At 70.3% G+C, this 26991-nt stretch carries 24 protein-coding genes; 13 read left to right on the top strand and 11 right to left on the bottom strand.

Translation table 11 applies throughout. The features are described 5' to 3' along the window. The first annotated feature begins 5 nt into the window (after positions 1–5). The 4 genes from ABD743_RS40930 (at position 6) to ABD743_RS40915 (ending at position 4058) form a co-directional block, all read left to right on the top strand. The gene (locus tag ABD743_RS40930) at positions 6–893 is read left to right on the top strand and encodes an SDR family NAD(P)-dependent oxidoreductase (RefSeq protein ID WP_344729564.1); all 888 of its coding nucleotides are present in this window, start codon (positions 6–8) and stop codon (positions 891–893) included. Positions 894–976: 83 nt separating this feature from the next. Then, positions 977–1297 (top strand): hypothetical protein, encoded by a 321-nt coding sequence (locus tag ABD743_RS40925; RefSeq protein WP_344729562.1) that lies wholly within the window; start codon positions 977–979, stop codon positions 1295–1297. A 344-nt stretch (positions 1298–1641) separates the two neighbouring features. Further along, the gene (locus ABD743_RS40920) at positions 1642–1812 is read left to right on the top strand and encodes a hypothetical protein (protein ID WP_344729560.1); all 171 of its coding nucleotides are present in this window, start codon (positions 1642–1644) and stop codon (positions 1810–1812) included. After that, on the top strand, positions 1809–4058 hold the full coding sequence (locus ABD743_RS40915; RefSeq protein WP_379659035.1) for a heavy metal translocating P-type ATPase: 2250 nt from the start codon (positions 1809–1811) through the stop codon (positions 4056–4058). The genes ABD743_RS40920 and ABD743_RS40915 overlap by 4 nt, the downstream gene beginning before the upstream one ends. An 85-nt stretch (positions 4059–4143) precedes the next feature. Here the strand turns inward: ABD743_RS40915 and mmsB are convergent, their stop codons facing one another. The 5 genes from mmsB to ABD743_RS40890 all read right to left on the bottom strand — a co-directional run bounded on the left by mmsB (position 4144) and on the right by ABD743_RS40890 (position 9624). Beyond that, positions 4144–5409 carry a multiple monosaccharide ABC transporter permease gene (gene mmsB / locus ABD743_RS40910; protein ID WP_344729558.1) on the bottom strand — a complete coding sequence of 422 codons (1266 nt, stop codon included), beginning with the start codon at positions 5407–5409 and terminating at the stop codon, positions 4144–4146. Between the two features lie 9 nt (positions 5410–5418). Continuing rightward, complete coding sequence (gene mmsA / locus ABD743_RS40905; RefSeq protein WP_344729556.1) at positions 5419–6948, bottom strand: multiple monosaccharide ABC transporter ATP-binding protein; 1530 nt, start codon at positions 6946–6948, stop codon at positions 5419–5421. A gap of 5 nt (positions 6949–6953) precedes the next feature. Next, entirely contained in the window at positions 6954–8084 is a 1131-nt protein-coding gene (gene chvE / locus ABD743_RS40900; RefSeq protein WP_344729554.1) for a multiple monosaccharide ABC transporter substrate-binding protein, read from the bottom strand. Positions 8085–8555: 471 nt separating this feature from the next. After that, entirely contained in the window at positions 8556–8888 is a 333-nt protein-coding gene (locus ABD743_RS40895) for a branched-chain amino acid transporter permease (RefSeq protein WP_344729552.1), read from the bottom strand. Next, on the bottom strand, positions 8881–9624 hold the full coding sequence (locus tag ABD743_RS40890; RefSeq protein WP_344729550.1) for an AzlC family ABC transporter permease: 744 nt from the start codon (positions 9622–9624) through the stop codon (positions 8881–8883). Before ABD743_RS40890 ends, ABD743_RS40895 begins: the two co-directional genes overlap by 8 nt. A gap of 11 nt (positions 9625–9635) precedes the next feature. Between ABD743_RS40890 and ABD743_RS40885 the strand changes: the two genes are divergently transcribed. Further along, the gene (locus tag ABD743_RS40885) at positions 9636–10142 is read left to right on the top strand and encodes an Lrp/AsnC family transcriptional regulator (protein ID WP_344729548.1); all 507 of its coding nucleotides are present in this window, start codon (positions 9636–9638) and stop codon (positions 10140–10142) included. A gap of 70 nt (positions 10143–10212) precedes the next feature. Here ABD743_RS40885 and ABD743_RS40880 read toward each other — a convergent pair whose 3' ends face one another. Continuing rightward, positions 10213–11043, bottom strand: coding sequence for a siderophore-interacting protein (locus ABD743_RS40880; RefSeq protein WP_344729547.1), 831 nt, complete (start codon positions 11041–11043; stop codon positions 10213–10215). A 307-nt stretch (positions 11044–11350) separates the two neighbouring features. On the opposite strand from ABD743_RS40880, the gene ABD743_RS40875 reads away from it, so the two are divergent. Next, positions 11351–12184, top strand: coding sequence for an LLM class F420-dependent oxidoreductase (locus ABD743_RS40875; protein ID WP_344729546.1), 834 nt, complete (start codon positions 11351–11353; stop codon positions 12182–12184). A 125-nt stretch (positions 12185–12309) separates the two neighbouring features. On the opposite strand, the gene ABD743_RS40870 is transcribed toward ABD743_RS40875, so the two are convergent. Next, positions 12310–13722, bottom strand: a complete 1413-nt coding sequence (locus ABD743_RS40870) for a pyridoxal phosphate-dependent decarboxylase family protein (protein ID WP_344729544.1) — start codon at positions 13720–13722, stop codon at positions 12310–12312. A 330-nt stretch (positions 13723–14052) separates the two neighbouring features. Here ABD743_RS40870 and ABD743_RS40865 point away from each other — a divergent pair, with 330 nt between their 5' ends. The 6 genes from ABD743_RS40865 to ABD743_RS40840 all read left to right on the top strand — a co-directional run bounded on the left by ABD743_RS40865 (position 14053) and on the right by ABD743_RS40840 (position 21771). Further along, positions 14053–15699, top strand: coding sequence for a phytoene desaturase family protein (locus tag ABD743_RS40865; protein WP_344729542.1), 1647 nt, complete (start codon positions 14053–14055; stop codon positions 15697–15699). 133 nt (positions 15700–15832) lie between these two features. Then, complete coding sequence (locus ABD743_RS40860; RefSeq protein ID WP_344729540.1) at positions 15833–16765, top strand: alpha/beta hydrolase; 933 nt, start codon at positions 15833–15835, stop codon at positions 16763–16765. Positions 16766–16915: 150 nt separating this feature from the next. Further along, positions 16916–18535, top strand: coding sequence for a flavin-containing monooxygenase (locus ABD743_RS40855; protein WP_344729539.1), 1620 nt, complete (start codon positions 16916–16918; stop codon positions 18533–18535). Positions 18536–18646: 111 nt separating this feature from the next. Further along, entirely contained in the window at positions 18647–19321 is a 675-nt protein-coding gene (locus tag ABD743_RS40850; protein ID WP_344729537.1) for a GntR family transcriptional regulator, read from the top strand. A 645-nt stretch (positions 19322–19966) separates the two neighbouring features. Beyond that, positions 19967–20359, top strand: a complete 393-nt coding sequence (locus ABD743_RS40845; protein WP_344729535.1) for a helix-turn-helix domain-containing protein — start codon at positions 19967–19969, stop codon at positions 20357–20359. Continuing rightward, positions 20356–21771 (top strand): M20 family metallopeptidase, encoded by a 1416-nt coding sequence (locus ABD743_RS40840; protein WP_344729533.1) that lies wholly within the window; start codon positions 20356–20358, stop codon positions 21769–21771. Before ABD743_RS40845 ends, ABD743_RS40840 begins: the two co-directional genes overlap by 4 nt. 10 nt (positions 21772–21781) lie before the next feature. Here the strand turns inward: ABD743_RS40840 and ABD743_RS40835 are convergent, their stop codons facing one another. From ABD743_RS40835 to ABD743_RS40820, 4 genes are all read right to left on the bottom strand, one after another. After that, entirely contained in the window at positions 21782–22372 is a 591-nt protein-coding gene (locus ABD743_RS40835; RefSeq protein ID WP_344729531.1) for a hypothetical protein, read from the bottom strand. Between the two features lie 95 nt (positions 22373–22467). Then, entirely contained in the window at positions 22468–23073 is a 606-nt protein-coding gene (locus ABD743_RS40830) for a response regulator transcription factor (protein ID WP_344729529.1), read from the bottom strand. Then, entirely contained in the window at positions 23070–24281 is a 1212-nt protein-coding gene (locus ABD743_RS40825) for a sensor histidine kinase (RefSeq protein ID WP_344729527.1), read from the bottom strand. Before ABD743_RS40825 ends, ABD743_RS40830 begins: the two co-directional genes overlap by 4 nt. 89 nt (positions 24282–24370) lie before the next feature. After that, complete coding sequence (locus ABD743_RS40820) at positions 24371–25993, bottom strand: flavin-containing monooxygenase (protein ID WP_344729525.1); 1623 nt, start codon at positions 25991–25993, stop codon at positions 24371–24373. A gap of 88 nt (positions 25994–26081) precedes the next feature. On the opposite strand from ABD743_RS40820, the gene ABD743_RS40815 reads away from it, so the two are divergent. After that, on the top strand, positions 26082–26975 hold the full coding sequence (locus ABD743_RS40815; RefSeq protein ID WP_344729523.1) for an alpha/beta hydrolase: 894 nt from the start codon (positions 26082–26084) through the stop codon (positions 26973–26975). Positions 26976–26991 lie beyond the last annotated feature (16 nt).

Here is a 26991-nt window from a genome sequence, read left to right as displayed (position 1 = left end):
GGCGCGTGGTAGATACGCACATCGCCCTGGTCACCGGCGCGAACCAAGGCATCGGCTTCGCGCTCGTCGAGGGGCTGGCCGCCCGGATGGAACCCGACGACCTGGTCCTGCTCACCGGACGCAACGCGCAACGGGTCGCGGACGCCACGGCGATCGTCACAGCCGCGCCCGGCACGAGGAGCCGGGTGGAAGGCCGCCTGCTCGACGTCACCGACGCGGACGCCGTGGCGCGGCTGGCCACCGAACTCCAGGAGCGCCACGGTGGGGTGGACATCGTCCTGTCCAACGCGGTCGCCCGGATCACGCCGGACCGGCCCCAGTCCGAGCAGGCCGACGAGTTCATCGACGTCGCGAACGGAGGCACGCACGCGATGCTGCGCTCGTTCGGCCCGGTACTGCGCCCCGGCGGACGGCTGATCGTCGTGGCCAGCTCGCTGGGAACGCTCGGTCGCCTCGACCCGCGGCTCCATCCCCTGTTCGACGGCGCCTCGCTCGACGAGGTCGAGCGCGCCGTCGAGTCCTGGCGTGCCGCCGTCCACGCCGGAACGGCCGAGGAGATGGGCTGGCCGCGGTGGATCAACGTTCCGTCCAAGGTGGCTCAGGTCGCCGCGGTTCGAGCGGTCGCAGCGCAGCGCCGGGAGACCGATCTGCCCGCAGACACCCTGGTCGCGGCAGTCTGCCCCGGGCTCGTGGACACACCGACCTCCCGGCCGTGGTTCGACGACTTCAGCCGGGCACTCACCCCGGCACAGGCCGCACAGGCCGTGCTCGACCTGGTGCTCGCGGACCACGTCGACCCGGCCGCCTACGGAGAGCTCGTCCGCTTCGGCCGGGTGCTGCCCTGGCACAGCGGAACGCCCACCCGGGACCAGGACGTGCTGCTGACCAGGTAGGAAGTTGATCAAGCGGGCGTTGATCGACCACGGGGAGCGACCGGCAGGACACGCGGGTGATAGACGTGCGAGCATTCACCGCCGTGACCAGACCCGTGATCTTCGTCGGCGGCCCCCTCAACGGACAGGTCGCCGAGCGCATCGGCGAACAATGGGACCAGTACCGCGACGACTCCGGCGACCCCCTGTCCCGCGAGATCGGCGAGAAGATGAGGTACAAGCAGCCGGCCAACGAGCGGCAGCACTACTACCTGGCGTTCATCGCCGGGCAGACCGACGTCCTCGGCGACTGGGTGTACGTGCACCTGCCGCTCGTGGGCTACTACAACGCCGCCGGGACGTGGAAGGCCAGCCTCCACGCAGCGGTGGAAGCGATGCAGTCGGAACAGGTGAAGGCCGAGTAGGCGGTTGCGGGCGTAACACGCTGGGCGCCGCCGGGCCGATCAGGTGCCCGGTGGGGCCAGGCGGGCTCGACGCGCTCGGCGTGCTGGGCGACCGGCCGGCGCAGCGTTCGCCGAACCCGCCTCCCCGACCGGTCAATCGAGCGCGTCTGCAGGTCCTCCTGGTGCGCCGAGATGACGAGACCGGACGAACATCGCCGAACCTGAAGATCATCTCTCGCGAACGGACCAGTTCATTAGACCGAACAGAGCAGTGGCAAACCACTCATCGCGGCCAAAAGAGCACACACCGCCGACCGAACTCAGCTTGGCAACCCAGGCGTCCCCTACCTCCCTAGATTGCCGCCGTGGCCGCAACTCCCTCCGTCCAGGATCCGCCTCTCACCCTGGCCAATGCCGGGCGCGTCGCCGCCTTCCTCGTGGTGCTCGCTCTCACCGTGGCGGGTGGTTGGCAGGCAGGCCGCATCCTCGACCCGCCGCCCCCGCCCGCCCCCGAGTCCACGCACGGCCACCCGTGACCGCGGTTCTGTCCGCGCCGACCGCGGACACCGAACTGCTCGTCGATGGCATGACGTGCGGAGCGTGCGCGGCGCGCGTCGAGCGAACGCTGCGCAAGCTCGGCGACGTGCAGGCGAGCGTCAACTACGCGACGGGCCGGGCGGCGGTCACGCACGGCGACACCGTGAGCGTCGACGATCTCGTGGCCGCGATCGAACGCGCCGGCTACACGGCCCGGCAGCCGGAACCGGCCACACGCGACGACGAGGCCGAGCTGGCCCAGGACCTCGAGCTGGACGGACGGCGGCTGCAGCTCGTCGCGTGCGCAGGGCTCGCCGTGCCGGTGATCCTGCTGTCGATGGTTCCCGCCATCCAGTTCCCGTACTGGCAGTGGACCGCGCTCGGCCTCACCGCACCTGTCGTGCTGTGGGGCGCGCTGCCGTTCCATCGCGCGGCGCTCACGAACCTGCGACACGGGGCCGCGACCATGGACACCCTGGTCTCGGTCGGGACGCTCGCCGCGTTCCTCTGGTCGGTCTACGCCATGGTCTTCGGCACGGCGGGCAGGCCGGGCCTCACGCACGCCTTCGACCTCACGCTCTCCCCGAGCCGCGCGCCAGGACAGATCTACCTGGAGGTCGCCGCAGGGGTCACGACGTTCGTGCTCGCCGGTCGCTACCTGGAAGCACGGGCCCGCCGGCGCTCGGGAGCGGCACTCCGCGGCCTGCTCGCGCTCGCTGCGACGGACGCCCGGCTGCTGGTCGACGGGCGGGAACACCTCGTGCCGGCCGAGCGGCTGGCCGTCGGCGACACCTTCGTGGTGCGTCCTGGCGAGAAGGTCGCCACCGACGGCGTGGTGGTCGAGGGCTCCTGCGCGGTCGACACCGCGGCGATCACCGGGGAACCGGCGCCCGTCGACGTCGCACCGGGCGATGACGTGATCGGCGGGTGCGTCGTGCTCGGCGGACGCCTCGTCGTGCGGGCCACCCGCGTCGGGGCCGACACCCAGCTCGCGCGCACGGCCGCCCTCGTCGAGCGCGCGCAGACCGGGAAGGCCGCCGTGCAGCGGCTCGCCGACCGCGTCTGCGGCGAGTTCGTGCCGGTCGTGTTCATGCTCGCCGCCGCAACCTGGGGGTTCTGGGCCGGCTCCACCGCGGGGGCGGGCACGGCTTTCGCCGCCGCCACGGCGGTCCTGATCGTCGCCTGCCCGTGCGCCCTCGGGCTCGCCACACCCACCGCGCTCCTGGTCGGCACCGGCCGCGCCGCACAGCTCGGCGTGCTCGTCACCGGGCCGGCGGTGCTCGAGTCCACCCGGCGGGTCGACACCATCGTGCTCGACAAGACCGGCACGGTCACGACCGGCGAGATGAACGTGACGGACGTGGTGCCCGTCGACGGCGAGGATCGCGACGAGGTGCTCGCCCTGGCCGGGGCGTTGGCCGCAACGTCGACGCACCCGGTGGCCCAGGCGGTCGCCCGCTACGCCGCCGAGCAGGCGGTGGACACCACCGCTGAGGTGCGCGAGGTCGTCTCGCTGGACGGGCTCGGCATGCAGGGCGACATCAGCGGCGGCGAGGCGCTGCTCGGGCGGCCCCGCCTGCTGCGGGAGCGCGGAATCGCGCTTCCCGGCGCCCTGGAAGGGCCGCTCGCGGACGCCGCGGCGTCTGGACGCACCACCGTGGCCCTGGCCTGGGCCGGTCGCGCCCGTGCGGTGCTCGTCCTGTCCGACACGATCAGACCGACCAGCGCCGAGGCGATCGCCGAGCTGCGCCGGCTCGGGCTCGAACCGGTGCTCCTCACCGGTGACGGCGAGGGCGCCGCACGCGCGGTCGCCGAAACGGTCGGAATCACCACCGTCGTCGCCGACGCGCTCCCGACCGACAAGGTCGAACTCGTCGCGCGGTTGCAGTCGCAGGGCCGGGTCGTCGCGATGGTGGGCGACGGCATCAACGACGCCGCCGCGCTGGCCCAGGCCGACCTCGGCATCGCCATGGGCACCGGCACCGACATCGCGATGTCCGCCGCCGACATCACGCTCGTCCGGGCCGATCTCACGGCGGCCGTCGATGCCATCCGGATCTCCCGCCGCACCCTCACCGTGATCAAGGCGAACCTCGCCTGGGCCTTCGGCTACAACGTCCTCGCCCTGCCCATCGCGGCCGCGGGGATGTTGCATCCCATGCTCGCGGGGGCCGCCATGGCGGCCAGCTCCGTCCTCGTCGTCACCAACAGCCTCCGGCTCGCCGGGTGGCGGCGCAGGGCCTGACGACGGATCTCCCGACAGCACGATGGGCGGCTCCCCGAGTGGGGAACCGCCCATCGGCAGCCCTACCGTGCCTGGCGCGCGGTGTTCACCGTGTGGCCGAGGCTGCCCTGCGCTTCGTCCAGATGTCGTAGGCGACCGCGGCGAGCAGCACGAGGCCCTTCACCAGCATGACCCGCTCGCTCGGAGCGCCGATGAGCGACATGCCGTTGTTGATCACGGCCATGATCAGGCCACCCGTGATCGCCCCGACCACCTTGCCGACACCGCCCTGCACCGCCGCACCGCCGATGAACGCGGCGGCGATGGCGTCGAGCTCGAAGTTGGTGCCGGCCGTCGGGCCGGCCTGGTTGAGGCGGCCGGCGAAGATGACGCCGGCCAGCGCCGCCAGCACTCCCATGTTCACGAAGATCCAGAAGGTCACCGACTTGACCTTCACCCCGGACAGGGTGGCCGCCGAGAGGTTGCCGCCGATGGCGTAGATGTGCCTGCCGAAGACGGAACGGGTGGTCAGCAGCGTGTACCCGAGCACGAGCACCGCGAGCAGCACCAGCACCCACGGCAGGTTCCGGAACCGCGCCAGCTGCACCACCACGGCCATCACGATGACGGCCGCCGCGACGATCTTGAGCACGAAGATGGGCACCGGGTCGACGATCTGCCCGTACCCGAGCCTCCCCGCGCGCTGCCGCCATTGGGTGATGGCGTAACCGGCCACCACCGCGAGACCCACCAGCAGGCTCAGCAGGTCGGCGCCGCCGAGCGGACCGAGCCCGATGTTGCCCAGGTAGCCCTCGGTGAAGCCGTTGGACAGCGTGCGGATCGGGTCCGGGAACGGCCCGATGCCCTGGTTGCCGAGCACGGTGAGGGTGAGCGCCCGGAAGAGCAGCATCCCGGCGAGCGTCACGATGAACGCCGGGATCCCGAAGTACGCGACCCAGAATCCCTGCCAGGCCCCGACGAGGGCGCCCGCCACGAGCGTGATGAGCACCGCCAGGGGCCACGGCACCTCGAGGTTGACCATCAGCACCGCGGACAGTGCTCCCGTGACCGCCACGACCGATCCGGCCGAGAGGTCGATGTGGCCCGCGATGATGATCAAGATCATCCCGATCGCGAGGACCAGGATGTAGGAGTTCTGGACGATGATGTTGGAGATGTTCTGCGGTGTCAGCAGCGCGCCGTCGGTGAGCACCGAGAACAGCACGACGATCAGCACGAACGCGACGTAGATGCCGCTCTGCCGGGGGTTGATCGAGAACCGGCGCAATGCGGGTGACGACGGCGGGGCCGGAGGCAGGGCCGCCCCGCCCGGAGCGGCGGCCCCGATGTCTGCGGAGGTGGTGCTGGACATGGGGTTCGCCTACTCCTGTTCCGTGGTCATGTACTGCATCAGCCGTTCCTGGGTGGCGTCCTCCCGGCTCACCTCACCGGTGATCCGCCCGCTCGAGAGCGTGTAGATCCGGTCGCACAGGCCGAGCAGCTCGGGCAGCTCCGAGGAGATGACCAGCACCGCTTTGCCCTCGGCAGCCAGACCGTTGATGATCGTGTAGATCTCGTACTTGGCCCCGACGTCGATGCCACGGGTCGGCTCGTCGAGGATCAGCACGTCCGGGTCGGTGAAGATCCACTTCGCCAGCACGACCTTCTGCTGGTTACCGCCGCTGAGCTTCCCGGTCACGCTCTGGACGTTGCGGGCCTTGATGTTCAGGCTGCGCCGGAACCCCTCGGCCACGCGGTACTCCTCGTTGTCGTCCACCCAGCCGCGGCGGGCGAGCTTGCCCAGCCGGGCTGCGGAGACGTTGCGCTTGATGTCCTCGATGAGGTTGAGGCCGTAGCGCTTGCGGTCCTCGGTGACGTAGGCGATGCGATGACGGATCGCGTCCTGCACCGTGCGCACCTGGATCTCCTGGCCGTCCTTGATGAGGCGCCCGGAGATGTTGGTTCCGTAGGACCGGCCGAACACGCTCATCGCCAGCTCGGTACGGCCTGCGCCCATCAAGCCCGCGAGCCCCACGATCTCGCCGCGGCGCAGGGTCAGGTTCGCGCCCGAGACCACGACCCGGTCGGGCTGGCTCGAGCTGTGCACCGTCCAGTCCTCGATCCGCAGCACCTCCTCCCCCACGTTCGACTCGTGGGGTGGGAAGCGATTCTCGAGGGCCCGGCCGACCATCAGCGAGATGATCCGGTCCTCGGTCACCTCGTCGGCCTTCATGTCCAGCGTCTCGATCGACCGCCCGTCCCGGATGATCGTGATCGAGTCGGCGACGGCGGCGATCTCGTTGAGCTTGTGGGAGATGATCACCGAGGTGATGCCCTCGTCCCGCAGCCCGCGGAGCAGGTCGAGCAGGTGCTCCGAGTCGTCGTCGTTGAGGGCCGCGGTCGGCTCGTCGAGGATGAGCAGCCGCACCTCCTTCGACAACGCCTTGGCGATCTCCACGAGCTGCTGCTTGCCCACACCGAGGTCGAGCACCGGGGTCACCGGGTTCTCCGGGAGACCCACCCGGGCCAGCAGGGCCGCCGCCTGGTGGTTGGTGCGGTTCCAGTCGATCAGGCCGCGGGTCGCCTGCTCGTTGCCCAGGAAGACGTTCTCGGCGATGGAGAGCTGCGGACACAACGCCAGCTCCTGATGGATGATCACGATCCCGCGCTGCTCGCTGTCGCGGATGCTCGAGAACGTGCACAGCTCGCCGTCGAAGTGGATCTCGCCCTCGTAGTCGCCGTGCGGGTACACGCCGGAGAGCACCTTCATGAGCGTCGACTTCCCGGCGCCGTTCTCCCCGCAGATGGCGTGGATCTCCCCGCGGCGCACCGACAGGTTGACGTCCTCCAGCGCGGTCACGCCGGGGAACCTCTTGGTGATCCCCCGCATCCGCAGGATCTCGTCGGCCATAACCCCTACCTCAGCTGGTCGGCGGTGTAGTAACCGGAGTCGACCAGCACCTTCTGGTAGTTGTCCTTGTCGACCACCACCGGCTGCAGCAGCTCCGAGGGCACGACCTTGTTGCCGTTGTCGTAGTCGGTGGTGTTGTTGACCTCGGGCTTACCGCCCTTGATCACGGTGTCGGCCATCTTCACGGTCACGTCGGCGAGCTGCCGGGTGTCCTTGTACACGGTGGAGTACTGCTCACCGGCGATGATCGACTTCACCGACGCGACCTCGGCGTCCTGGCCGGTCACCACGGGGTACGGGTGGTCCTGGGTGCCGTAGCCGTTGCTCTTAAGGGCCGAGAGGATGCCGATGGACAGGCCGTCGTAGGGCGAGAGCACGCCCTGGACGGTGGCGCCGCCGCTGTAGGTCGAGGTGAGCAGGTCCTCCATGCGCCGCTGCGCCGTGGCAGGGTCCCACCGCAGGATCGCCACCGTGTTGAAGTCGGTCTGCCCGCTCTTCACGACCAGCGTGCCCTTGTCGATGTAGGGCTTCAGCACCCCCATCGCGCCGTTGAAGAAGAACGTGGCGTTGTTGTCGTCGGGCGAGCCGCCGAACAGCTCGATGTTGAACGGGCCGGTGGCCGTGCCGTCGGTGCCGTCGGCGTTCTTGAGCCCCAGGCCGGTGAGCAGCGACGTCGCCTGCTGCACCCCGACCGTCGCGTTGTCGAACGTGGCGTAGTAGTCGACGTTCGGGCTGTTGCGGATCAAGCGGTCGTAGGAGATCACCGGGATCTTGGCGTCGGCCGCCTCCTGCAGCTGGGTCGTGAGGGCCGTGCCGTCGATCGAGGCGATCACCAGCAGCTTGGCGCCCTTGCTGATCTGGTTCTCGATCTGGTTGACCTGCGTCGGGATGTCGTTCTCCGCGTACTGCAGGTCGACGCTGTACCCGAGCTTCTCCAGTGAGCTCTTGATGTTGTCGCCGTCGTGGATCCAGCGCTCGGACGCCTTCGTCGGCATCGTGACGCCCACCAGGCCTCCGGCGGTGGAGGTGGCCCCGCCGCTCTGCTGATCGATCGTCTTCTCGCTCGATCCACAGGCCGCAAGCGCCGTGGCAAGCACGATGCCTGCGGCCGCCGTGGCCAGCCGTGCCAGCTTCATTTTCTCTCCCGTGACTAGATGGATCATCCGTGAACCGGAACCGGGCGCACGCCGGGGAACTCTTGGGATCGGGTGTGCGGTGCCGGCCCGGATCACGTCGGCGGACGGCCGCCGGACGCAGGGCGGCGCGAGCCGCGGTGCGACCGGGATAGCCGCCGCCGGAGGGGAACTGCCGTGCCCAGCGGAACGGGAGCGCGCAGCAGATGGTCGTCCACTTGCGGTCGATCAGGCCGTGGGCGTGGCCGGAAACGCTGTACTCCGCCATGCCGGCCGTGTCCGGGCGTCCGAGGCCCACACCCGCGGTGAGCGCGATGTGCGGGGTGGATCGATGCCAATGGGACACCCTCGTCCGGGGAGCAGGCGGAGCCGTGAAGGATCACGCGGGGGGAGATGTTAGCGCTCACAACTTCGCGCGGGCAACCCTCCCGCCACGGCGGGCATGCCCTGGTCGCGGAGCGCCATCGGACGCGCTCAGCCCGTGAACACCGCGCTCACGAGGATCACGTTGACGACAGTTCCCCCGACGATGCTGATGATCACGTTCCGGAGCAGGAGGTGCAGAGCCACGGTGGCGATCAGGGCGAGGCAGACCGGCACGCCGAACGGGTACGCCGACAACGGTACGTGGCGGAGCGTGTGGCCGACGAGGATCACCATCACACCCACCGGCATGGTGGCGCCGAGGTACGGGACGATCTTGCTCCCGCGCAGCGGCGCGAGAAGGGCGAAGGGCACCGCGCGCAGCGTCCATGTGATCGCCGCGCACACGAGGACTGCTGCGATCAGATAGTCGGTCTCAGGCACGGCGTCCGACCTTTCCCGCGATCACGTACCTGGCGACCAGGAATGCGGTGAACATGCCCATCGCGGCGAGGACCATCTGCTCGCCGAGCACCAGATGCCCGGTCAGGGCACACGCGACGGCAACGATCACAGCCGGGACGTCGCGGCGGGCGCGGAACGAATCGATGCCCAGCACCACGAACAGGGCGGTCACCGCGAAGTCCAGCCCCACCAGACCGCCCGGGATCAGGGTGCCGCCGAGCGCCCCGACGGTCACGCTGCCCACCCAGAAGATCTGGACGAACGCCTGCCCCCACACGATGCGCGCCCGGCTCCAGTTCCGGGCATCCGGCCTCGCCGTCAGGGCGAACGCCTCGTCCGTCAGCGCGAAAGTGCTGTAGGCCTTCCCCGCCACGCCGTGCACCCGGTGCAACGGGAACGACAGCGCGTAGAACACGTGCCGGACGTTCACCACGAAGGCGGTCGCGGCGATCTGCCCGAGCGGGGCGAGCGTCATGACCAGGCCGAGCAGCAGGAACTCGAGCGACCCGGCGAAGATCACCGCGGAGAAGATCGTCGACCACCACCAGGGCAGGCCGGACTGAGAAACCAGCACGCCGAACGCCAAGCCCATCGCGGCGGCCGCAACAGCCACCCCGAATGAGTCCCTCAGCGCGAGCAGTACGGCGGGTCGAGGGACCGTTCCCGGGTCCTCGTCAGGGGCATGAACAGCGTCGTCGCTCTCCACCTCGGGCACTCGGTAACTTTATGTCGCATCGCGCGACATTGGATTTCCAGTTGTGCCGATATCATTGCCGGATGCGCAACAACCGCCGTCTCGATGCGATTGACCGAGACATATTGTTTCACCTACAGAAGGACGGGCGGCTGAGCAACGTCGAGCTGGCCAGGCGCGTGGGCCTGACCCCACCGCCGTGTCTGCGACGGGTCAAGCGACTCGAGGAAGACGGGATCATCACCGGCTACCGCGCGGTGGTCGATCCGGCGGCCGTCGGGCGAGGCTTCGAGGTGACGGTCTCGGTCGAGATCAGGGTGACCGATCTCGAGACGCTGCGCGCCTTCGAGGACACCGTCGCCACGTTCGACGAGGTGGTCGAACTGCGCCGCGTCTTCGGCACGCCCGACTACTTCCTGCGGGTGATGGTGGCGGACCAGACCGAGTACGAGACGCACCACATGAGGCTGCTCGGCCTGCCGGCTGTGTCCCGGGTCGTGTCGCACCAGACCATGAAACGCATCAAATCGCAGGACTGAGCCTCGCCGGGCCGCGGAGCTCAGGCGCGGCACCATCTCCCCGAACGCCGCCGGGACACGGCCGGCGCGATCACAGCAGCCCCACTTCCGCGAGCTTCGCCTCGTAGATGTCGAGCACCTCCTCCTCGTCGCCGCCCGCCGCCTCGGCCTGTTCCCAGATGCGGTCGAACACCGGCTCCGACTTCTCGTACTGCTGCCTCCACCGCTCCGCGTCGCGCCGCCAGTAACCGATCACGCCGTAGCTGCCGACGGGCATCCCGCGTTCGTGCCGCAGGTACTTACGCACCGCCCTGGTCGCGGCTGCCTCCCCCGCGACGTAGACGTAACCGGGGCCGGCCGGCAGCCCGATCCCGCGCGCCATCTCCTCGAGGATGCTGTTCGACGCGAGATCGGTGTTGTGCACCCAGGTGGTCATGGCTCCGGGCAGTGGGATCTCGTCCCCGGGATCGGGGATCTCGATCGCCGCGACCGTGCGCACACCGAGGGGTGCCGTCTCGGCGATGCGGGAGAGCGCCGGCAACGCCGCCACGTCACCGAGCAGCACCTGCCACACCGCGTCAGCGGGACGGCGGAACCAGCTGTTGCGGACGGACATGCTCACCCTGTCACCGGGCTCGGCACGTCGGGCCCAGCTCGCTCCGATCCCGCCCTCGTGCGTGACCACGTCGAAGGTCAGCCGCGCCGACGCCGGATCGAAGGCGCGAATCGTGTACCACCGGCCGTGGTCGTCGATCCCTCCGCCGGGCAGCGGCAGATGCAGGAGGCACGCCTCGTCGGGCACTCCCGACACCGCGAAGTCCGCGAGCCCCGGCCCCTCGAACACCACCCTGATCAGACTCGACGACATGCGCCGTACGTCGACGGCTTCCATCTCGATGGTCTCGAGCTGCTGGCTTGCCATCCCACCCCCGCTATCCACTCATTGAGTTAGCGCAGCCTAAGCTAAGGTCCGGTGTGGAGGCCAGAGTCCGGTTCGATCTCGTAGCCCACACTCGGCGCCGAGATCGCACACAGCCGCTCGAACCCGCAATTCCCATGAATGCGGCATACATTCCGGGCTCGGCCGAGATCCGGGGCTGCCGGGGCCACCTTCGCGCCCCCCGAACCCGTGCGGCCTACGCTCGGCGAGAGGCCTACCAGCAGCACACCGCCGCGCTCGCCCCGGCCGGGCCGTCGACGCCTGACCACATCCGACAAGAAGGACCACTATGGAGTTCGGGATCAATGCATTCGTCACCGACGAGGGCCTCAGGCCAGGCCCCCTCGGGAAAGCGGTCGAGGAGCGCGGGTTCGACGCCCTGTTCGTCGCGGAGCACAGCCACATCCCCGTCTCGCGCCGCACGCCCTACCCCGGAGGAGGCGACCTTCCGAACCAGTACTACCGGGCCCTCGACGTGTTCGTCTCGCTGACCGCCGCCGCCATGGCCACCACCCGGCTCCGGCTCGGCACCGGCGTGGCCCTCGTGGCCCAACGCGACCCCATCAGCACCGCGAAGGAGGTCGCCTCCCTCGACCTGGTCTCCGACGGCCGCGTCATCTTCGGCGTCGGCGTCGGCTGGAACCGCGAGGAGATGGAGAACCACGGCACCGACCCGACCACCCGCGGACGCCTCGCCAACGAGCGACTCGAGGCCATGCGCCAGATCTGGACCAACGACCAGGCCGAATATCACGGCGAGTTCGTCGACTTCGACCCCATCTACTCCTGGCCCAAACCCGTGCAGCAACCCCATCCGCCGATCTACGTGGGCGGCGGAACGGCGGCCTTCCCCCGCATCGCACAGCTCGACGCCGGCTGGTTCCCCAACGCCTCGTCGCCCGAGCAGCTTGCGCCGCAGATCGCCCAGCTGCGCGAGACGGTCGGCGCCCACGTCCCGATCACGGTGGGACACATCGCACCGGTGCGGCCCGAGCTCATCGAGGGCTACCGCGAGCTCGGCGTCGAACGCGTGGTGTTCCACGTGCCCGCCTCACCCGGGCAAGCGACACTCGAACGCCTCGACAAGCTGACCCAGACAATCGCGCAGGCGACTCCGGCGTAAGAACCATGAACAGGTGAGTTCCTGGCGCCGGAGCATGCATCGATCACACGGCGGCCGACGCGGAGCAGAACTCACTGCTGCACCCCGGCCGCCGTGTCGAACGGAAACCGATCACATCGCGGAGATCAACCGATCTCTGCGATGTGGTCGAGGAGCGCTGTCAGCGTCCGCTCGTCGGTGGCCGGCGCGATCACGGTGATCCGGAGGTAGCGGTTCCCGCCGAGGTCCGTGGAGGACAGGTGGAAGCTCCCCTCGTCCATCATGCGCTCACGGATCACGGCCTGGTCCGCGGTGCCGTACCGGAAGCAGACGATGTTGCTCTCCGGCTCGTACGGACACTCGAAGCCGGGGCGCTTTCTCGCCAGCTCCCAGAAGCGGTGCGCGGTGGCGTACTGCCGGGCCACGTAGTCACCCAGCCCGCGCTCGCCGCGCCAGGCGAGATTGAGGAAGAGCTTCAGCCCCTGCTCCGCCTTGGTGCCCTCGACGGTCCGTCCGATGAGGTCGAAACGCTGGTCGCCGTAGAACAGGTACGAGCCCTCCTGTTGGAAGGCGGCGTCGAGATCGGCATGACGTCGCGTGAGGACAGCTGCCGCGAGACTCGACGTCCGCAACATCTTGTGCGCATCCCAGATGACCGAGTCGGCGAGCTCGATCCCGTCGAGCAGCCGCCGGTGCTCGTCCGACAGGAGCGCCGACGCGCCGTGAGCACCGTCGACATGGAACCAGATCCCGTGATCGCGACAGAACTCGCCGACGCCGCGCAGGTCGTCGTAGAGACCAGTGCCGGTGGCGCACGCATTGGCGACGAGCGCGATCGGGCGTCGATCGTGCTCGAGGGACTCGGGGAGCCGGGCCACGTCGATCCGGCCCAGATCGTCCACCGCGAGCGGGACGACGCAGTTCGTCCCGAGGCCGAGGATGCCGGTGGCGCGGGTCAGGGAGTAGTGAGCCGAGGGCGGTGCGAACAGCGCGAGGTCGGCCGGGTTGCCGTCGGCCCACGCGTCGGGCGCCACGGCGGCCCGCGCGGCCAAGAGCGCCGTGAGATTGGCGAGCGAGCCCCCGTGGGTGAGCACGCCGCCGCCGTCGGCACCGAAACCGACCCTTTCCAGCATCCACTCGAGCACCGCGAACTCGACGGTGGTGCCCGCTGCCCCCATCTCGTAGATCGCCGTCGGATTGTTGGTGGCTCCATGGATGAAATCGGCGAGAGCGGCGGGGAAATCGGGCGACGCGTCTTGATGCGCCAGATAGGCCGGATGATGCAACCGGGTGCCTTCGGCGAGATAGGTGCGGAGGAAGTCCCGGTAGCTGTCCGCGGTCATGCCGCCTTCGCGGATGTACCGCCGAAGATCCATCCTCACCTCGAGCTCCTTCGGCGGCCGGCGCCGGAGAACGGGGACGAGGCCCCGCTGGCTGTCGTCGACGTAGGCGGCCAGTTGCTCGGTTGTGACCTCGGCGACCTTGGTGAACTCCTCGATGTCCCAGCGTCCGACGGGGCCGTGACGCTCCTCCCCGTGGCTCCGGAAGTTGTGCGGCATGCGTCAAGCCTTGCACCAGCGAGCGCAAAAGACGCTGGTCTTGACGATATGACTACCCCTCACCGGGCTCGCGAGAAGCGGAGAAAAGTCCGTTCTCACGCCCGTCCGATCCGCAGATCGAACGAGACCGGTCGTCCGGACAACCGGTACCACCGACACCCGGCCTCGGACCACTGCCGCTACTAGGCTCCGGCGGGAAGAGCCACGCCCATCGACGTCGTGGATCCGTGCCGCATCGCACAGCGAGGAAGACATCGTGCCCGTGCTCTGCCCTCTGCACGCCGCCCAGACCTCCGGTCCCGCCCTGTCCGCCGGCCCGGCGGTCACGGCATGACCGCCCCCGACGGGTTCGACGCGATCGTCGTCGGCGCCGGGATCAACGGGATGACCGCGGCCGCGTTGCTCGCGCGAGAGGGCTGGTCGGTGGCGCTGCTCGACAGTGCCGACGAGATCGGTGGGTTCATCGGGTCCGCCGAGCTGATCCGGCCCGGCTACGTCCACGACATCTGGTCGTCCTGGCATCCCCTCTTCGTCACGGGCCCGGCCTACGCGAAGCTCGGCCCGGACCTGCACCGCCACGGCCTCGCCTACGCCAACACCGACGACGCGCTCACCGCCTCGGTCGCCGACGACGGCTCGGTCACCATGGCCTGGCGCGACGCCGCCGCCACTGCCGCCCAGTTCGCCGATCAGGCCGACGGCGCTGCGTACCTCGCCGCGCTGAACCGCTTCGGTGCCCACGTCGGGGCGATCGGCGGTTTGCTGGGCAGTGAGCTGCGCGGCTCGGCGCTGGTGCGCCACACCCTGGGTCTCGCCCGTCCCGGCGGCACCACGGAACTCGAGGCCTACGCCCGGGACGTCGCCACCAGCGGGCGAGCCTGGTGCCGGCGCGAGTTCCGCGGCCACGAGGTCGACCACCTGTGGGCGCCCTGGCTGCTGCACGCCGGCCTCGCGCCCGACAACGCCAGCGGCGGGCTGATGATCCCGGTGTTCGCGGCCAGCATGCACGCAGCGGGAACGCCGGTGGTCGTCGGCGGTGCCGCACGGTTCGTCGCCGCCTTCCGTGCGCTGCTCGACGAGCTCGGCGTCATCGTGCGGACCGGCACCCGCGTCCACGCGATCGACGTCACCGGCGGGCGCGCCACGGGGGTGCGCGCCGGCACCGCCGATGGCGAGGTGCGCCTGCGCGCCACCCGCGCGGTGCTGGCCTCCGTCACCCCGTCCGCGCTCTACCTCGACCTGTTGCCTGCCGGCACCGTGCCGGCCGCGGCCCGCCGCGACGCCGTCGGCTACCGCGCCGGGCGTGCCGCGGCGCAGCTTCACCTGGCGCTGGCGGGCCCTGTGCCCTGGAACGACGAGCGTCTCGCCACGGTCCCGCTGCTCCACCTGTCCGACGGGTCGGCCAGCACCGCGATCTCCTGCGCCGAGGCCGAGGCGGGCCTGCTGCCACGCCGCCCCACCGTGGTCGTCGGCCAGCAGCACGTGCTGGACCCGAGCCGGGCCCCGGAGGGCGCAGCGACGCTGTGGATTCAGCTGCAGGAGCTGCCACGCCGGCTGGCCGGCGACGCCGCCGGCGAGATCGACACCAGCGATGGCTGGAGTCCTGCCGTCGTCGAGGCCTTCGCGGACCGCGTCATCGCCCGTATCGAGCGTCATGCTCCCGGATTCGGGTCACGCATCCTCGGCCGTCATCTCATCGGCCCGGCGGACCTGGAGGCCCGCAATGCCAACGCGATCGACGGCGACCCGTACGGCGGTGCCAACGAGCTGGACCAGAACCTGATGTGGCGACCAGGCCCCGCCACCGCCCGCCACCGCACTGCCGTGCCGGGCCTCTGGCACATCGGGGCCTCGACCCACCCCGGCCCCGGGCTCGGCGGCGGCTCCGGTCACCTCGTCGCCGAGCAGCTCACCCGCCCCAGCCGCAGCGCGACGGTGGTCGACGGCGCGCGCCGGGCCCTGAGGATGAACCGCTGACGTCGCTCCCCGGACCGATCCGGACAAGCACGATGCAGGATGCATTTCTCACCCGTTCGGCGCTCCCTGCTACCAGACCTCCTGCCTAGTCTGTGACGCAGATCATCTTCCCCGACTCAACGACGAGGCGGCCATGGCTCTCGACGAAGCGACCGCGGCGTTCCTGTCCCAGATGGCTGAGAGCGGGATGAAACCGCTCCACGAGATGACACCCATGGAGGCCCGCGGGCTCGGCGCCGCGCTCCTCGAGATGTACGGACCGGGCCCGGAGGTCGCCCGCGTCGTCGACCACACGGTGCCCGTCGCGGGTGGGCAGATCGGGGTGCGGATCCTCGCCCCGGACAACCCGCGAGCGACGATCGTCTACTACCACGGCGGCGGCTGGGTGATCGGCGCCCTCGACGAGTTCGACACTCTCGCCCGGCGGATGGTGCAGCGCACGGGCGCCGCCGTGGTGCTCGTCGACTACCGGCTCGCTCCCGAGCACCGCTACCCCGTTGCCGCCGAGGACGCCTGGGCGGCCCTTCAGTGGACCAGCGCCCATCTCGACGAACACGGCATGACGCTCCCTCTGATCGTCGCCGGCGACAGCGCGGGCGGAAATCTCGCGACGATCGTCGCCCGGCGCGCGGCCGAGGAGGGCGGCCCGGAGATCTCGCTCCAGGTCCTCGTCTACCCGGTCACCGATGCCGACCTCGACAACGCCAGCTACGCCGACCCCGAGAACCAGCTCATGCTCAGCCGGGACTCGATGATCTGGTTCTGGGACCACTACGCCCCGGACCCCGACTCCCGGAAGAACCCGGACGCCTCCCCGCTGCAGGCCGCCGACCTCTCCGGCCTCCCACCTGCCGTCGTGCTCACCGCGGAGCACGACGTGCTCCGCGACGAGGGCGAGGCGTACGCGGAGAGGTTGCGCGCGGCCGGGGTTCCCGTCGTGCACCGCCGCTTCCCCGGTCAGATGCACGGCTTCTTCACCCTGCTCGTCCTGCCGGGGGCCGCCGCAGCGCTGGAGTACGTCGGCGAGCAGGTCGACCGCCACCTCGCCGACGGCCAGGTTCGCTAGCGGCCGGCTTCTCGACGCTGTACGCGGCCCGGGCGCAAAAGCCGTCCCGGCGTGATAACCCGCGTCCCCGAACATGTCGACCGCTCCCCGGAGACCTCGCAACGGCGCAACGAACTGCGGCCAACGGAGGCCGCGATCGGGAGGAAGTAGATGACCGAGTCTCGGAAGGTCGACGCCGTGGTCGTCGGCGCGGGCATTGCCGGGCTCTACCAGCTCTACAAGCTGCGAGAGCGTGGCATGACCACCCGCGTGTTCGAAACCGGCGACGGCGTCGGCGGCACCTGGTACTGGAACCGCTACCCCGGCGCCCGGTGCGACGTGGAGAGCCTGTCCTACTCCTACTCGTTCTCCCCGGAGCTGGAGCAGGAGTGGAACTGGACCGAGCGCTACCCGACGCAGCCGGAGATCCTTCGCTACGTCAACCACGTCGCCGACCGCTTCGACCTGCGCAAGGACATCACCTTCAGCACGCGCGTGGTGTCGGCGGTCTACGACGACTCGACGCAGCGGTGGCGGGTGGACACCGACACGGGTGAGATCGTCGACGCCCAGTTCCTGATCATGGCGACCGGGTGCCTGTCGCGCTCGAAGCTGCCCGAGGTGCCCGGGCTCGACAGGTTCCAGGGCCCGACCTACCACACCGGGCACTGGCCGCACGAGGGCGTCGACTTCACCGGCATGCGCGTCGGGATCATCGGCACCGGCTCGTCCGCCGTCCAGTCCATCCCGGTCATCGCGGAGCAGACTGCCGACCTCACCGTGTTCCAGCGCACCCCCGCCTACTCCATCGCCGCCCTCAACCGGCCGCTCGAACAGTCCGAGATCGACTCGATGAAGACGGACTACCGGGCATGGCGCGAGGCCCAGCGCACATCCGGGTTCGGCGTGCCGGTCGAGTTGCCCACCCAGTCGGCGCTGGAGGTGTCGGAGGAGGAGCGCTTCGCCAAGTACGAGTCCGGCTGGCAGAAGGGCACCCTCGTGTCGATCCTCGCCGGTTACACCGACACCCTGACCAACCGGGAGGCGAACGACACCGCGGCCGAGTTCATCCGCCGGAAGATCCGGGAGCGGGTGAACGACCCTGAGGTCGCCGAGACGCTGTCGCCGCGCAGCTACCCGTTCGGCACCAAGCGTCCGTGCCTCGACACGAACTACTACGAGACGTTCAACAAGCCCAACGTCCATCTGGTCGACCTACGCAAGACACCGCTCGTCGAGCTCACCGAGAACGGTCTGCGCACCTCCGAGCAGGAGTACGAGTTCGACGCGATCGTCTTCGCCACCGGGTTCGACGCGATGACCGGCGCCCTCACCGCGATCGACATCCGCGGCAAGGACGGAATCGCCCTCCGGGAGAAGTGGGCCGAGGGCCCCCGGTCCTACCTCGGGGTCGCCGTCGCGGGATTCCCGAACCTGTTCACGATCACCGGACCGTCGAGCCCGTCGGTGCTGTCCAACATGATCGTGTCGATCGAGCAGCACGTCGACTGGATCACCGACTGCGCCGCCTACATGCGCGAGCGGGGCATCGGAGCGATCGAGGCCACCTCGGAAGCCGAGGACGGCTGGGTGGCGCACGTCGAGGAGGCGGGCAACGCCACCCTCTACCCCACCGCCGACTCCTGGTACATGGGCTCGAACGTGCCCGGCAAGCCACGGGTCTTCATGGCCTACATCGGCGGTGTGGGCGTCTACCGGCAGCTGTGCGACGAGGTCGCGGCGAAGGGATACGAGGGCTTCGCGCTCGAGGGGGCGATGACCCGGGCCTGATCCACTCCCCCACGTTCATCCCAGCGACCGGCGTGTGGCCCGACGACGTGCCGCGCGTCGGTCGCTGCGGACCCCTAGCATCGTGACCTCGGCCGTTGGGAGGACCGCGCGATGTCGTTCGCCGTCCCGTTGACCCGCCGCGAGGCGATCGTCCACCAACTGCGGCACGAGATCGTCACCGGCGCCCTCCCGCCCGGCACGGTGATCAAGGACGCCGAGGTCGCCGCACGGCTCGGGGTGAGCATCACCCCCGTCCGCGAGGCCATCGCCCAGCTCGCGGCCGAGGGACTCATCGACATCGCGCCCAACCGCACCCGGCGCGTCACCCACGTCACGCAGAAGAACGCGCTCGAGCTCATCGACGTCATGGGCGTACTCGCCTCAGCCGGCGTCGAGTGGGGAGTGGACAACCTCACCGAGAGCCATCTGACGCGGATGCGGGAGCGGCTCGACGAGTTCGTGGCCGGTCTGGAACGGGGCGACGTGACGGCTGCCGCCGCCGCGGGAGCGGACTTCAGCACCATCATGATCATGGCGGCGGGAAACCGAGAGTTGCAGACGCACGTCGACCTGGTGGTCGCCCGCACGCGCCGTCTGCTGGCGCTCAACGCCGACAGCGATCTGTGGCAGGTCTGGATCAACGGGTATCGCGACATCCTCGATCTGCTCGCGCGCGGCGAACGGCCCGCGGCCGTCGAGCGGTACCGCGCGATCTACCAGGAGTACCGCGTGCGCGTGCAGGCCCTGTTGGCCGACCCACCCGCCGACCCGGTCGTCGGCCGCTGAGCGAGGCGACAAGGTCCGCGACATGGTCACGTCTCGCTGTTTTGAGCGCGTTCGAACAGCGTCATGTGTCCATGTCGCGACGGGGCCACGTTGCTCGCTCACACGGCCGGTCGGTTGCGGTGGGCCAGCGCCGGCCATGCGATGGCGACGATCACGAGCCACGCAACCGAAAGGCCTGTGTTCCCCGACGCGAGCAGGCCGCTCACGATCACTATCAGGTAAAACGGGTCCAACGGGTCAGCTCCTCAGGTCTCCTCCCCCGCGATTGTGCGCGACTTTCGCGAGACGCGCGGGCCGGCGCTGCGCCGATCGGGGCGCCTTTCCCGGAGGCGATCTATCGGTTCCGGAATCAGTGGCGGCACGGCATCGTGGCCGCCCAGATCACTCCCCGCGGGACGGTTCCAACCCGTGGCGATCTACGCAAGGACCACGAATACCTGCTCCACCTCGGTGTCCCGCCCCGTTCCCACGATGGCCTCGACGACCTGCTCGATCGTCGCCTCCTTCGCGGAAAGGCGCCTCACGCGCCGTACCCGACCATCGGCTCCACAAGGTCTCGACCGGCGTCGAACGAGCCCGAACGTCGTAGATCAGCCTAGGATCGGTGCGCTGGCGGCTTAGGGGACGAGCGTTGCGGGTGGTGGTGTGGGCACATCCGACGTCGAGCCCGAACGCACCCCGGTGGCAGAGGGACCACGGCGCAGCGGGCTCGGCCCGGCGCCGTTCGCCGGTCTGATCGAATCCGGCCTGCGCTACTTCCTCGCGGTGGCCCAGGCGGGCTCGATCACCGAGGCGTCCGAGCAGCTCCACGTGGCAGGCTCGGCCATCAGCCGGCAGACCGCTCGGCTCGAGCACGAGATCGGGGCACCTGGTGCAGCGCGTACAGGCCCCGTGACCCGTCATCTGGCGGTTTGCCGTGCAGGCAACGGCGCCTTGCCCAGACGGAGATGGTCATCGGGCCACCCGCTGCCTATTCTTCTCCGAAACGCACTATTCGTTCACGTATACGGCCTTATTGTCGGGGGAACCAGCGAATGAACCGTGGCGACGTTGTCGAAAACTCGGCTACCTATGTGGATTCGGGCGCTTTCCTCGCGGATCTGAGAAGACGGGTCGCGTTACCCACCGAAAGCCAGGACCACAACTCCCTTCCGGTACTGCAGAGCTATCTCTCGGGCGAGATGTCATCCGCTCTCGAACGGCTCGGAGCCGTCTGCTCGATCCTCGAGAACCCGGTGCCCGGTGGTGGTCCGTTCCTGATCGCTCACCGGCACGAGGACGACTCGCTGCCGACCGTGCTGGTCTACGGCCACGGTGACGTCGTGCTCGGCCAGCCGGAGCGGTGGCGCTGCGGGCTCTCGCCGTGGGAGATCGTCGTCGAGGGCGACCGCTGGTACGGACGGGGAACGGCGGACAACAAGGGTCAGCACACCATCAACATCGCGGCGCTCGACCACGTCATGGCGGCCAGGGGCGGCCGGCTGGGGTTCAACCTCAAGGTGCTGATCGAGACGGGCGAGGAGTCGGGGTCGCCCGGCCTTCGTGAGATGTGCGAGCAACGGGCCGACGACCTCGCCGCCGATCTGCTGCTGGCCTCCGACGGTCCTCGGCTGGCGGCCGAGCGGCCCACGGTGTTCCTCGGTTCCCGGGGCCAGGTCGCGTTCACGCTCAGCCTGGACCTGCGCGAGGACACCTACCACTCCGGCAACTGGGGCGGCCTGCTGCGCAACCCCGCCACGGTGCTGGCCAACGCACTGGCGAGCATGGTCGACGGCCGTGGCGTCATCACCGTCCCCGAACTGCGCGCACCGGAGATCCCCGATGCCGTGCGTGCGGCGCTGGCGGACGTGTCCCCCGGGGGCGGCCCGACCGATCCGGACATCGACGACGGCTGGGGCGAGCCGGGGCTGACGCCGGCCGAACGCGTGATGGCCGCCAACTCCCTCGAGGTGCTGGCGTTCGTCTCCGGAACGCCGGACGCGCCCGTCAACGCGATCCCGGCGACGGCACGGGCCCACTGCCAGCTGCGGTTCGTGGTGGGCACCCCGTGGCAGGAGCTCGAGCGGATCGTTCGCGAGCACCTCGACACGCAGGGCTACCCGATGGTCCAGGTCCGGGTCGACAGCACCATGGCGGCCACCCGCTTGAGCCCCGACGACCCGTGGGTGCGGTGGGCCGTCGCCTCGATCGAGCAGAGCACGCAGAAGGTGCCCGTCATCCTGCCCAACCTGGGCGGGTCGCTGCCCAACGACGTCTTCGCCGACGTCATCGGCATGCCCACGGTCTGGGTGCCCCACTCCTACCCCGCGTGCGCCCAGCACGGGCCCGACGAGCACCTGCTCGCATCCGTGGCCCGCGAGGGCATGCAGATGATGTGCGGACTCTTCTGGGATCTGGGCGAGCTGGGCAGCACCCGGCCCGGCGCACCCGTGGAGATCGGGCTGAGGTGAGGGGCGGTGATCAGAGCAGCGGCACGATGATCAGGCCTGCCCCGATCATCACGTCCAACGCGCCGCACCACTCCGCGAAGGACCGGGAGACGACCCGGTCCTTCGCCAGGTGCACCCAGTCCCACACGCCGTGGGCGAGCCATCCCGCGGCCACCACGTACCGCGCGAGGTCGGGATCGACCGCCAGCCCGGCGAGGGCGAGTGCTCCGAACACGGCCATCCCGGCGAGCTGCAGCCGGAAGTCCCGCTCGCGGTGGCGCCCGTGGCCGCTGCCCCAGATCACCACGGCAAGAGCGACGGCGACGAGGACGACGAACGGCTCCACCCAGTTCTGCAGGCGCAGCGCAACCACCAACGCGGTGAGCACCGCGAGCACCGGCCAGGTGGCGCGGCGACGGCCCAGGGCCGCCACGATCACGTAGCCCAGCGGCAGGATCAGCAACGTCTCGGCGTAGGACTGCGCCGTGTCCTGCGTGAACGCGCTGATGAAGATGTCGACGCCGAGGGCGACTCCGAGGATCGTGGGCCAGCGCTTCGCGACTGCCGCCAGGGCACCACGGCCAGTCGTCCAGGTCCGGGCGGGGCGGGGAGTAGTGGTCATGAACTCAGGTTCTCGGCGACACTGCGCACGCCACAGATGCGCGGTGTCATCGTTCGTCCATGCGCTTCGCATGGTCGGGGCATGCACGCGGCGCGTCAGAGCCAGCCGTGCTCGCGCGCCCTCGCGATCGCCTCGGCGCGGCTGCCGGCGCCGAGCTTCGCGACGGCCGCCGCCAGGTAGTTGCGGGCCGTCCCGGGCGACAGGTGTGCCTGCCGGGCGATGGTGGCGACCGGGACGTCCCCGGCAGCCAGGCGCAGCACGTCGAGCTCGCGGGGGGTGAGCGGACACTCCGGCGCCATCAACGCCTCGGCCGCCAGGGCGGGATCGACGTACCGCCCGCCGTCGTGGACGCGGCGGATCACCTCCGCCAGGATCGCGGCGGGCGACCCCTTCGGCACGAACCCGCGCGCCCCGCTCAGCAGAGCCCGCCGCAGCAGGGGTGGGCGGCCGTGGCCGGTCAGGATCACCACGGCGCACGAGTCGAGCGCCGCGGCCACCTCGGCGGCGACCTCCAGGCCCGACAGCCCAGGCATCTGGAGGTCGACGACAGCGACGTCGGGCCGGTGGGCCAGCACCTTCTCGACGGCATCCCGCCCGTCGCCCGCCTGGGCCACCACCTCGATGTCGGGCTCGAGCTCCAGCAGCGCCGCCACCGCACCCCGGATGAGGTCCTCGTCGTCGGCGAGGAGGACCCGGATCATGCCGGCACCGGAACGGTCGCGGTGAGCGTGAACGTGCCGGGCCGGGCTTCCGTGCTCACCGTGCCGCCGACCTCGGCCAATCGGTCGGAGAGCCCGCGCAGGCCGTGGCTGTAGCGGTCGGGCGCGCGCTCGCCGACCCCGTCGTTGGTCACGACCATCCGGACCTCTCCGGGCGTCGCATCCACATCGATCGTGCAGTGCTGGGCGCGGCTGTGCCGCAGCATGTTCGTGGTCGCCTCGCGGAGGACCGGCACGAGGTGCGACGCCTCGCCGGGCAGATCGGAGCCGGGAAGGCGCACCACGCAGCGGACGCCTGCGGAGCGGAGCACGTGCTCGACCGCCGAGAGCTGGTCACGCAGATCGACCGCCCGGTACCCGTGCACCGCCTGCCTGACCTGCACCAGAGCCGAGGCGGCCAGCCGTTGGATCTCCGCAGCCTGCTCGCCGGTCCGTTCCGGGTCGACCGGCGCCAGCCGCTTGGCCAGCTCGGCCTTGAGCGCGATCACCGACAGGTCGTGGCCGAGCAGGTCGTGCACATCGCGAGCGAACCGTAGCCGTTCCTCGGCGGCCGCCAGCCGCGCCAGGGCGTCCCGGCCGTCGCGGGCCTGGACGACCAGCCGCCACAGCCCGATCTGCAGACCGTTGATCACCGCGAGACTCGTGCCGACGCCTGCCGTGATCACGACGTACTCGACCACGCCGCCGCCGTTGGCCCAGGCGACGCCCGCCGACACCGCGACGGACAGCACGACCGCGACGACCGCCGCCGGCATCCTGTGCGCCAGGAGGGGAACCGCGCCGACGACGGCGGCACCCAGCCAGGCCCAGCTCGCCCACGCACCCGACTCCGCTCCCAGCGGTCCGACCAGCGGAACGGACGCCACGGACGCGGTGACGAACGCGATGGACGCCCGGCGACGGGTGCGGTGCGAGCGTCCTGGCTGGAACTCGCTCCAGAGAGCCCACCCCAGGCCTGCGGTGAACACGGCGATTCCGGCCGCACCGAGGATCCGCCAGGCGAGCCGCTCTTCGATCCCGAGCCCGATCGCCGGCATCGCGGCGCTCGACACGAACATGATGCCCAGGGCCGTGAGCGTCACGAGCCGGGCACGTCGGTATCCGGCGTCGGCCCCGGCCTCCGACCACGCGACCGGCGGAACACGACGGCGGATGTCCGGACGGGTGGCCTCGCCTGCAGCGGACCGCACCCGACCACCTCCCGCCGGCATCGTCGTCGCCCGAATCGTTGCATACCGGGGCAGGGTATGAACAGCGACCCCGCGCCGGGGCGCCCGGGTCAGCGCACCTGGGTGAGCCGGAAACCGTCGTAGCCCGCCGCGGCCACCTCCTCACAGTGGCGGGCGTAGGCGGCGAGCCCACCGGCGTAGGGCATGAACACCCGCGGCTTCCCGGGAACGTTGGCGCCTAGGTACCAGGAGCTCTCCGCCATCGGCAGGAGCGTGCGGTGTGCGGCCGCGTTGACCTGCGCGCCCCAGGCGTCCGCCGCGTCGTCGGTGGTCTCGATCCGCTCCGATCCGGTGGAGCGCAGGTGGCGCAGGCACGCGGCGATCCAGTCGACGTGCTGCTCGATGGCGGTGGGCATGTTCGTGAGCACCGAGGGGCTGCCGGGGCCGGTGATCGTGAACAGGTTCGGGAAGCCGGGGACCTGCAACCCGAGGTAGGTGCGTGGCCCTTCCGCCCAGACGTCCCGGAGCGCCCGTCCGCCGTCACCGCGGATGTCGATGTTCAGCAGAGGACCGGTGAGCGCGTCGAAGCCGGTGGCGAACACGAGACAGTCGAGCGGGTACTCCCCCGACGTCGTACGCAGGCCGGTCGGCGTGGCCTCGACGATCGGCGACTCCCGGACGTCGACGAGCGTGACGTTGTCGCGGTTGTAGGTCTCGAAGTAGCGGGTGTCGATCGGCGGGCGCTTGGTGGCGAAGGGATGGTCCCGAGGCGTCAGCTTCTCGGCGACGGCCGGGTCGTGCACCGTCTCCCGGATCTTGGTACGGATGAACTCCGCCGCCGTGTCGTTGGCGTCCTTGTCGGTGAGCAGGTCGGCGAACGCGGCCCGGAACCGCAGCCCACCCCGGCCCCACAACTCTTCGTAGATCGCGGTCCGCTCCTGCTCCGACACCGAGAACGCGGGCCGGTCGCTCACGTGGAACGGGTGCCCGTTGATCGTCGCGCGCTGGGTGTTGCGGATCTCGGCGTAGTTCTCCTTGACCTCCCGCTGGAACGCCGCCTCCATCGGCCCGTTGCGCGCCGGGATGCTGTAGTTGGCGGTGCGCTGGAAGACCGTGAGGTGCGCCGCCTGCTCCGCGATCACGGGGATGGCCTGGATGCCCGTCGAGCCCGTGCCGACGACCCCGACGCGCAGGCCCGTGAAGTCGACACCCTCGTGCGGCCACCGGCCGGTGTGGAACCACCGGCCCCCGAACGTCTCCAGTGCCGGTATCCGGGGGATGTTCGCCGAGGACAGGCAGCCCACCGCTGTGACGAGGAACCGCGCGGCGTAACGCTCGCCGGCGTCGGTGCGCAGCACCCAGCCGCCGGTGCCGTCGTCTAACACCGCCTCCGCGACGCGCCGGCCGAACCTGATCGAACGCCGCAGGTCGAGCCGATCGGCGACGTGGTCCAGGTATCTCAGGATCTCCGACTGCTCGGCGTACCGCTCGGTCCACTCCCACTCCTGCTGGAGCGCCTCGTCGAACGAATAGGAGTAGTAGTAGCTCTCCGAGTCGCAACGTGCGCCCGGGTAGCGATTCCAGTACCAGGTGCCGCCGACCCCGTCGCCCGCCTCCAGGACGGTCGCCGAGAATCCGAGGTCACGCAGGCGGTGGAGCATGTAGAGGCCGGCGAAGCCTGCCCCGACCACGAGCACGTCGGTCGTCTCCGTGCTCTCCTGAGCAATAGTCATGATCCCTCCTCCTGCCTACTCTGATCGTCGAAGCCCGGTAACGCACGCGATGGGGGACGTCTTGGCGCTCGATCCACAGTTCCGCGACGTGATCGACCGTCTGACCAGCGCCCGGGCGTTGCCGCTGGTCCGCAGGACAGCCGAGGAGACCCGGGACCACTACCGCTCACTCGCGATGGCCCGCCGGGGCGAGGGCTACGCACCGGAGCCGGTGGCCGACGTCACGGACCGCACCGTCGACGGCCCGGCCGGCCTCGTTCCGGTGCGGATCTACACCCCGCTCGACGATCGCGGGCGAGTCGTCACCTACCTGCACGGCGGGGGGTGGGTGATGGGCGACCTCGACACGCACGACCCGGTCTGCCGGCGGGTGGCCAACGCACTCGGGGCCGTCGTCGTCTCGGTCGACTACCGGTTGGCGCCGGAGCACCCGCATCCGGCCCCGCTCGACGACACGATGGCAGCGCTGGAGTGGGCGGCGGGCACCTTTCCCGGCCGCCCGCACGTCGTCGCAGGCGACAGTGCGGGGGCCGGCATCGCCGCCGGCGCCGCGCTGCGGGCACGCGACGGGGCCGGCCCGTCGCTGGCGGCGCAGTTGCTCGTCTACCCCGCCACCGACCCGGCCATGGACCTGCCCTCCACCCACGACAACGGCGACGGGTACTTCCTCACCCGCGCCGACATGGAGTGGTTCTACGACCAGTACGTCCCCGAGCCCGGCACGCGCGCGGCGCCCGAGATCGACCTCGCGCACGCCGACCTGACCGGCCTCCCGCCTGCCGTCGTCGCCACGGCCGAGTTCGACCCGCTGCGCGACGAGGGCGATGCTTACGCCGAGCGCCTGCGCGCCGCGGGCGTCGCCGTGCGGCACCTGCCCGGTCCGGGGCTGATCCACGGCTACTTCGCCTTCCTCGGTGTGGTGGACGCCGCGGATGCGCGCAGCCGCGAGGTGCTCGGCGCGCTCGACGACCTGCTGCCCTGACGGCGCGCCGCCAGAA

Source organism: Pseudonocardia yunnanensis, assembly GCF_039534065.1.
GTDB classification, from domain to species: domain Bacteria; phylum Actinomycetota; class Actinomycetes; order Mycobacteriales; family Pseudonocardiaceae; genus Pseudonocardia; species Pseudonocardia yunnanensis.
Note: the sequence above shows the minus strand (reverse complement) of the source record. Positions and strands in the feature narration are given on the sequence as shown.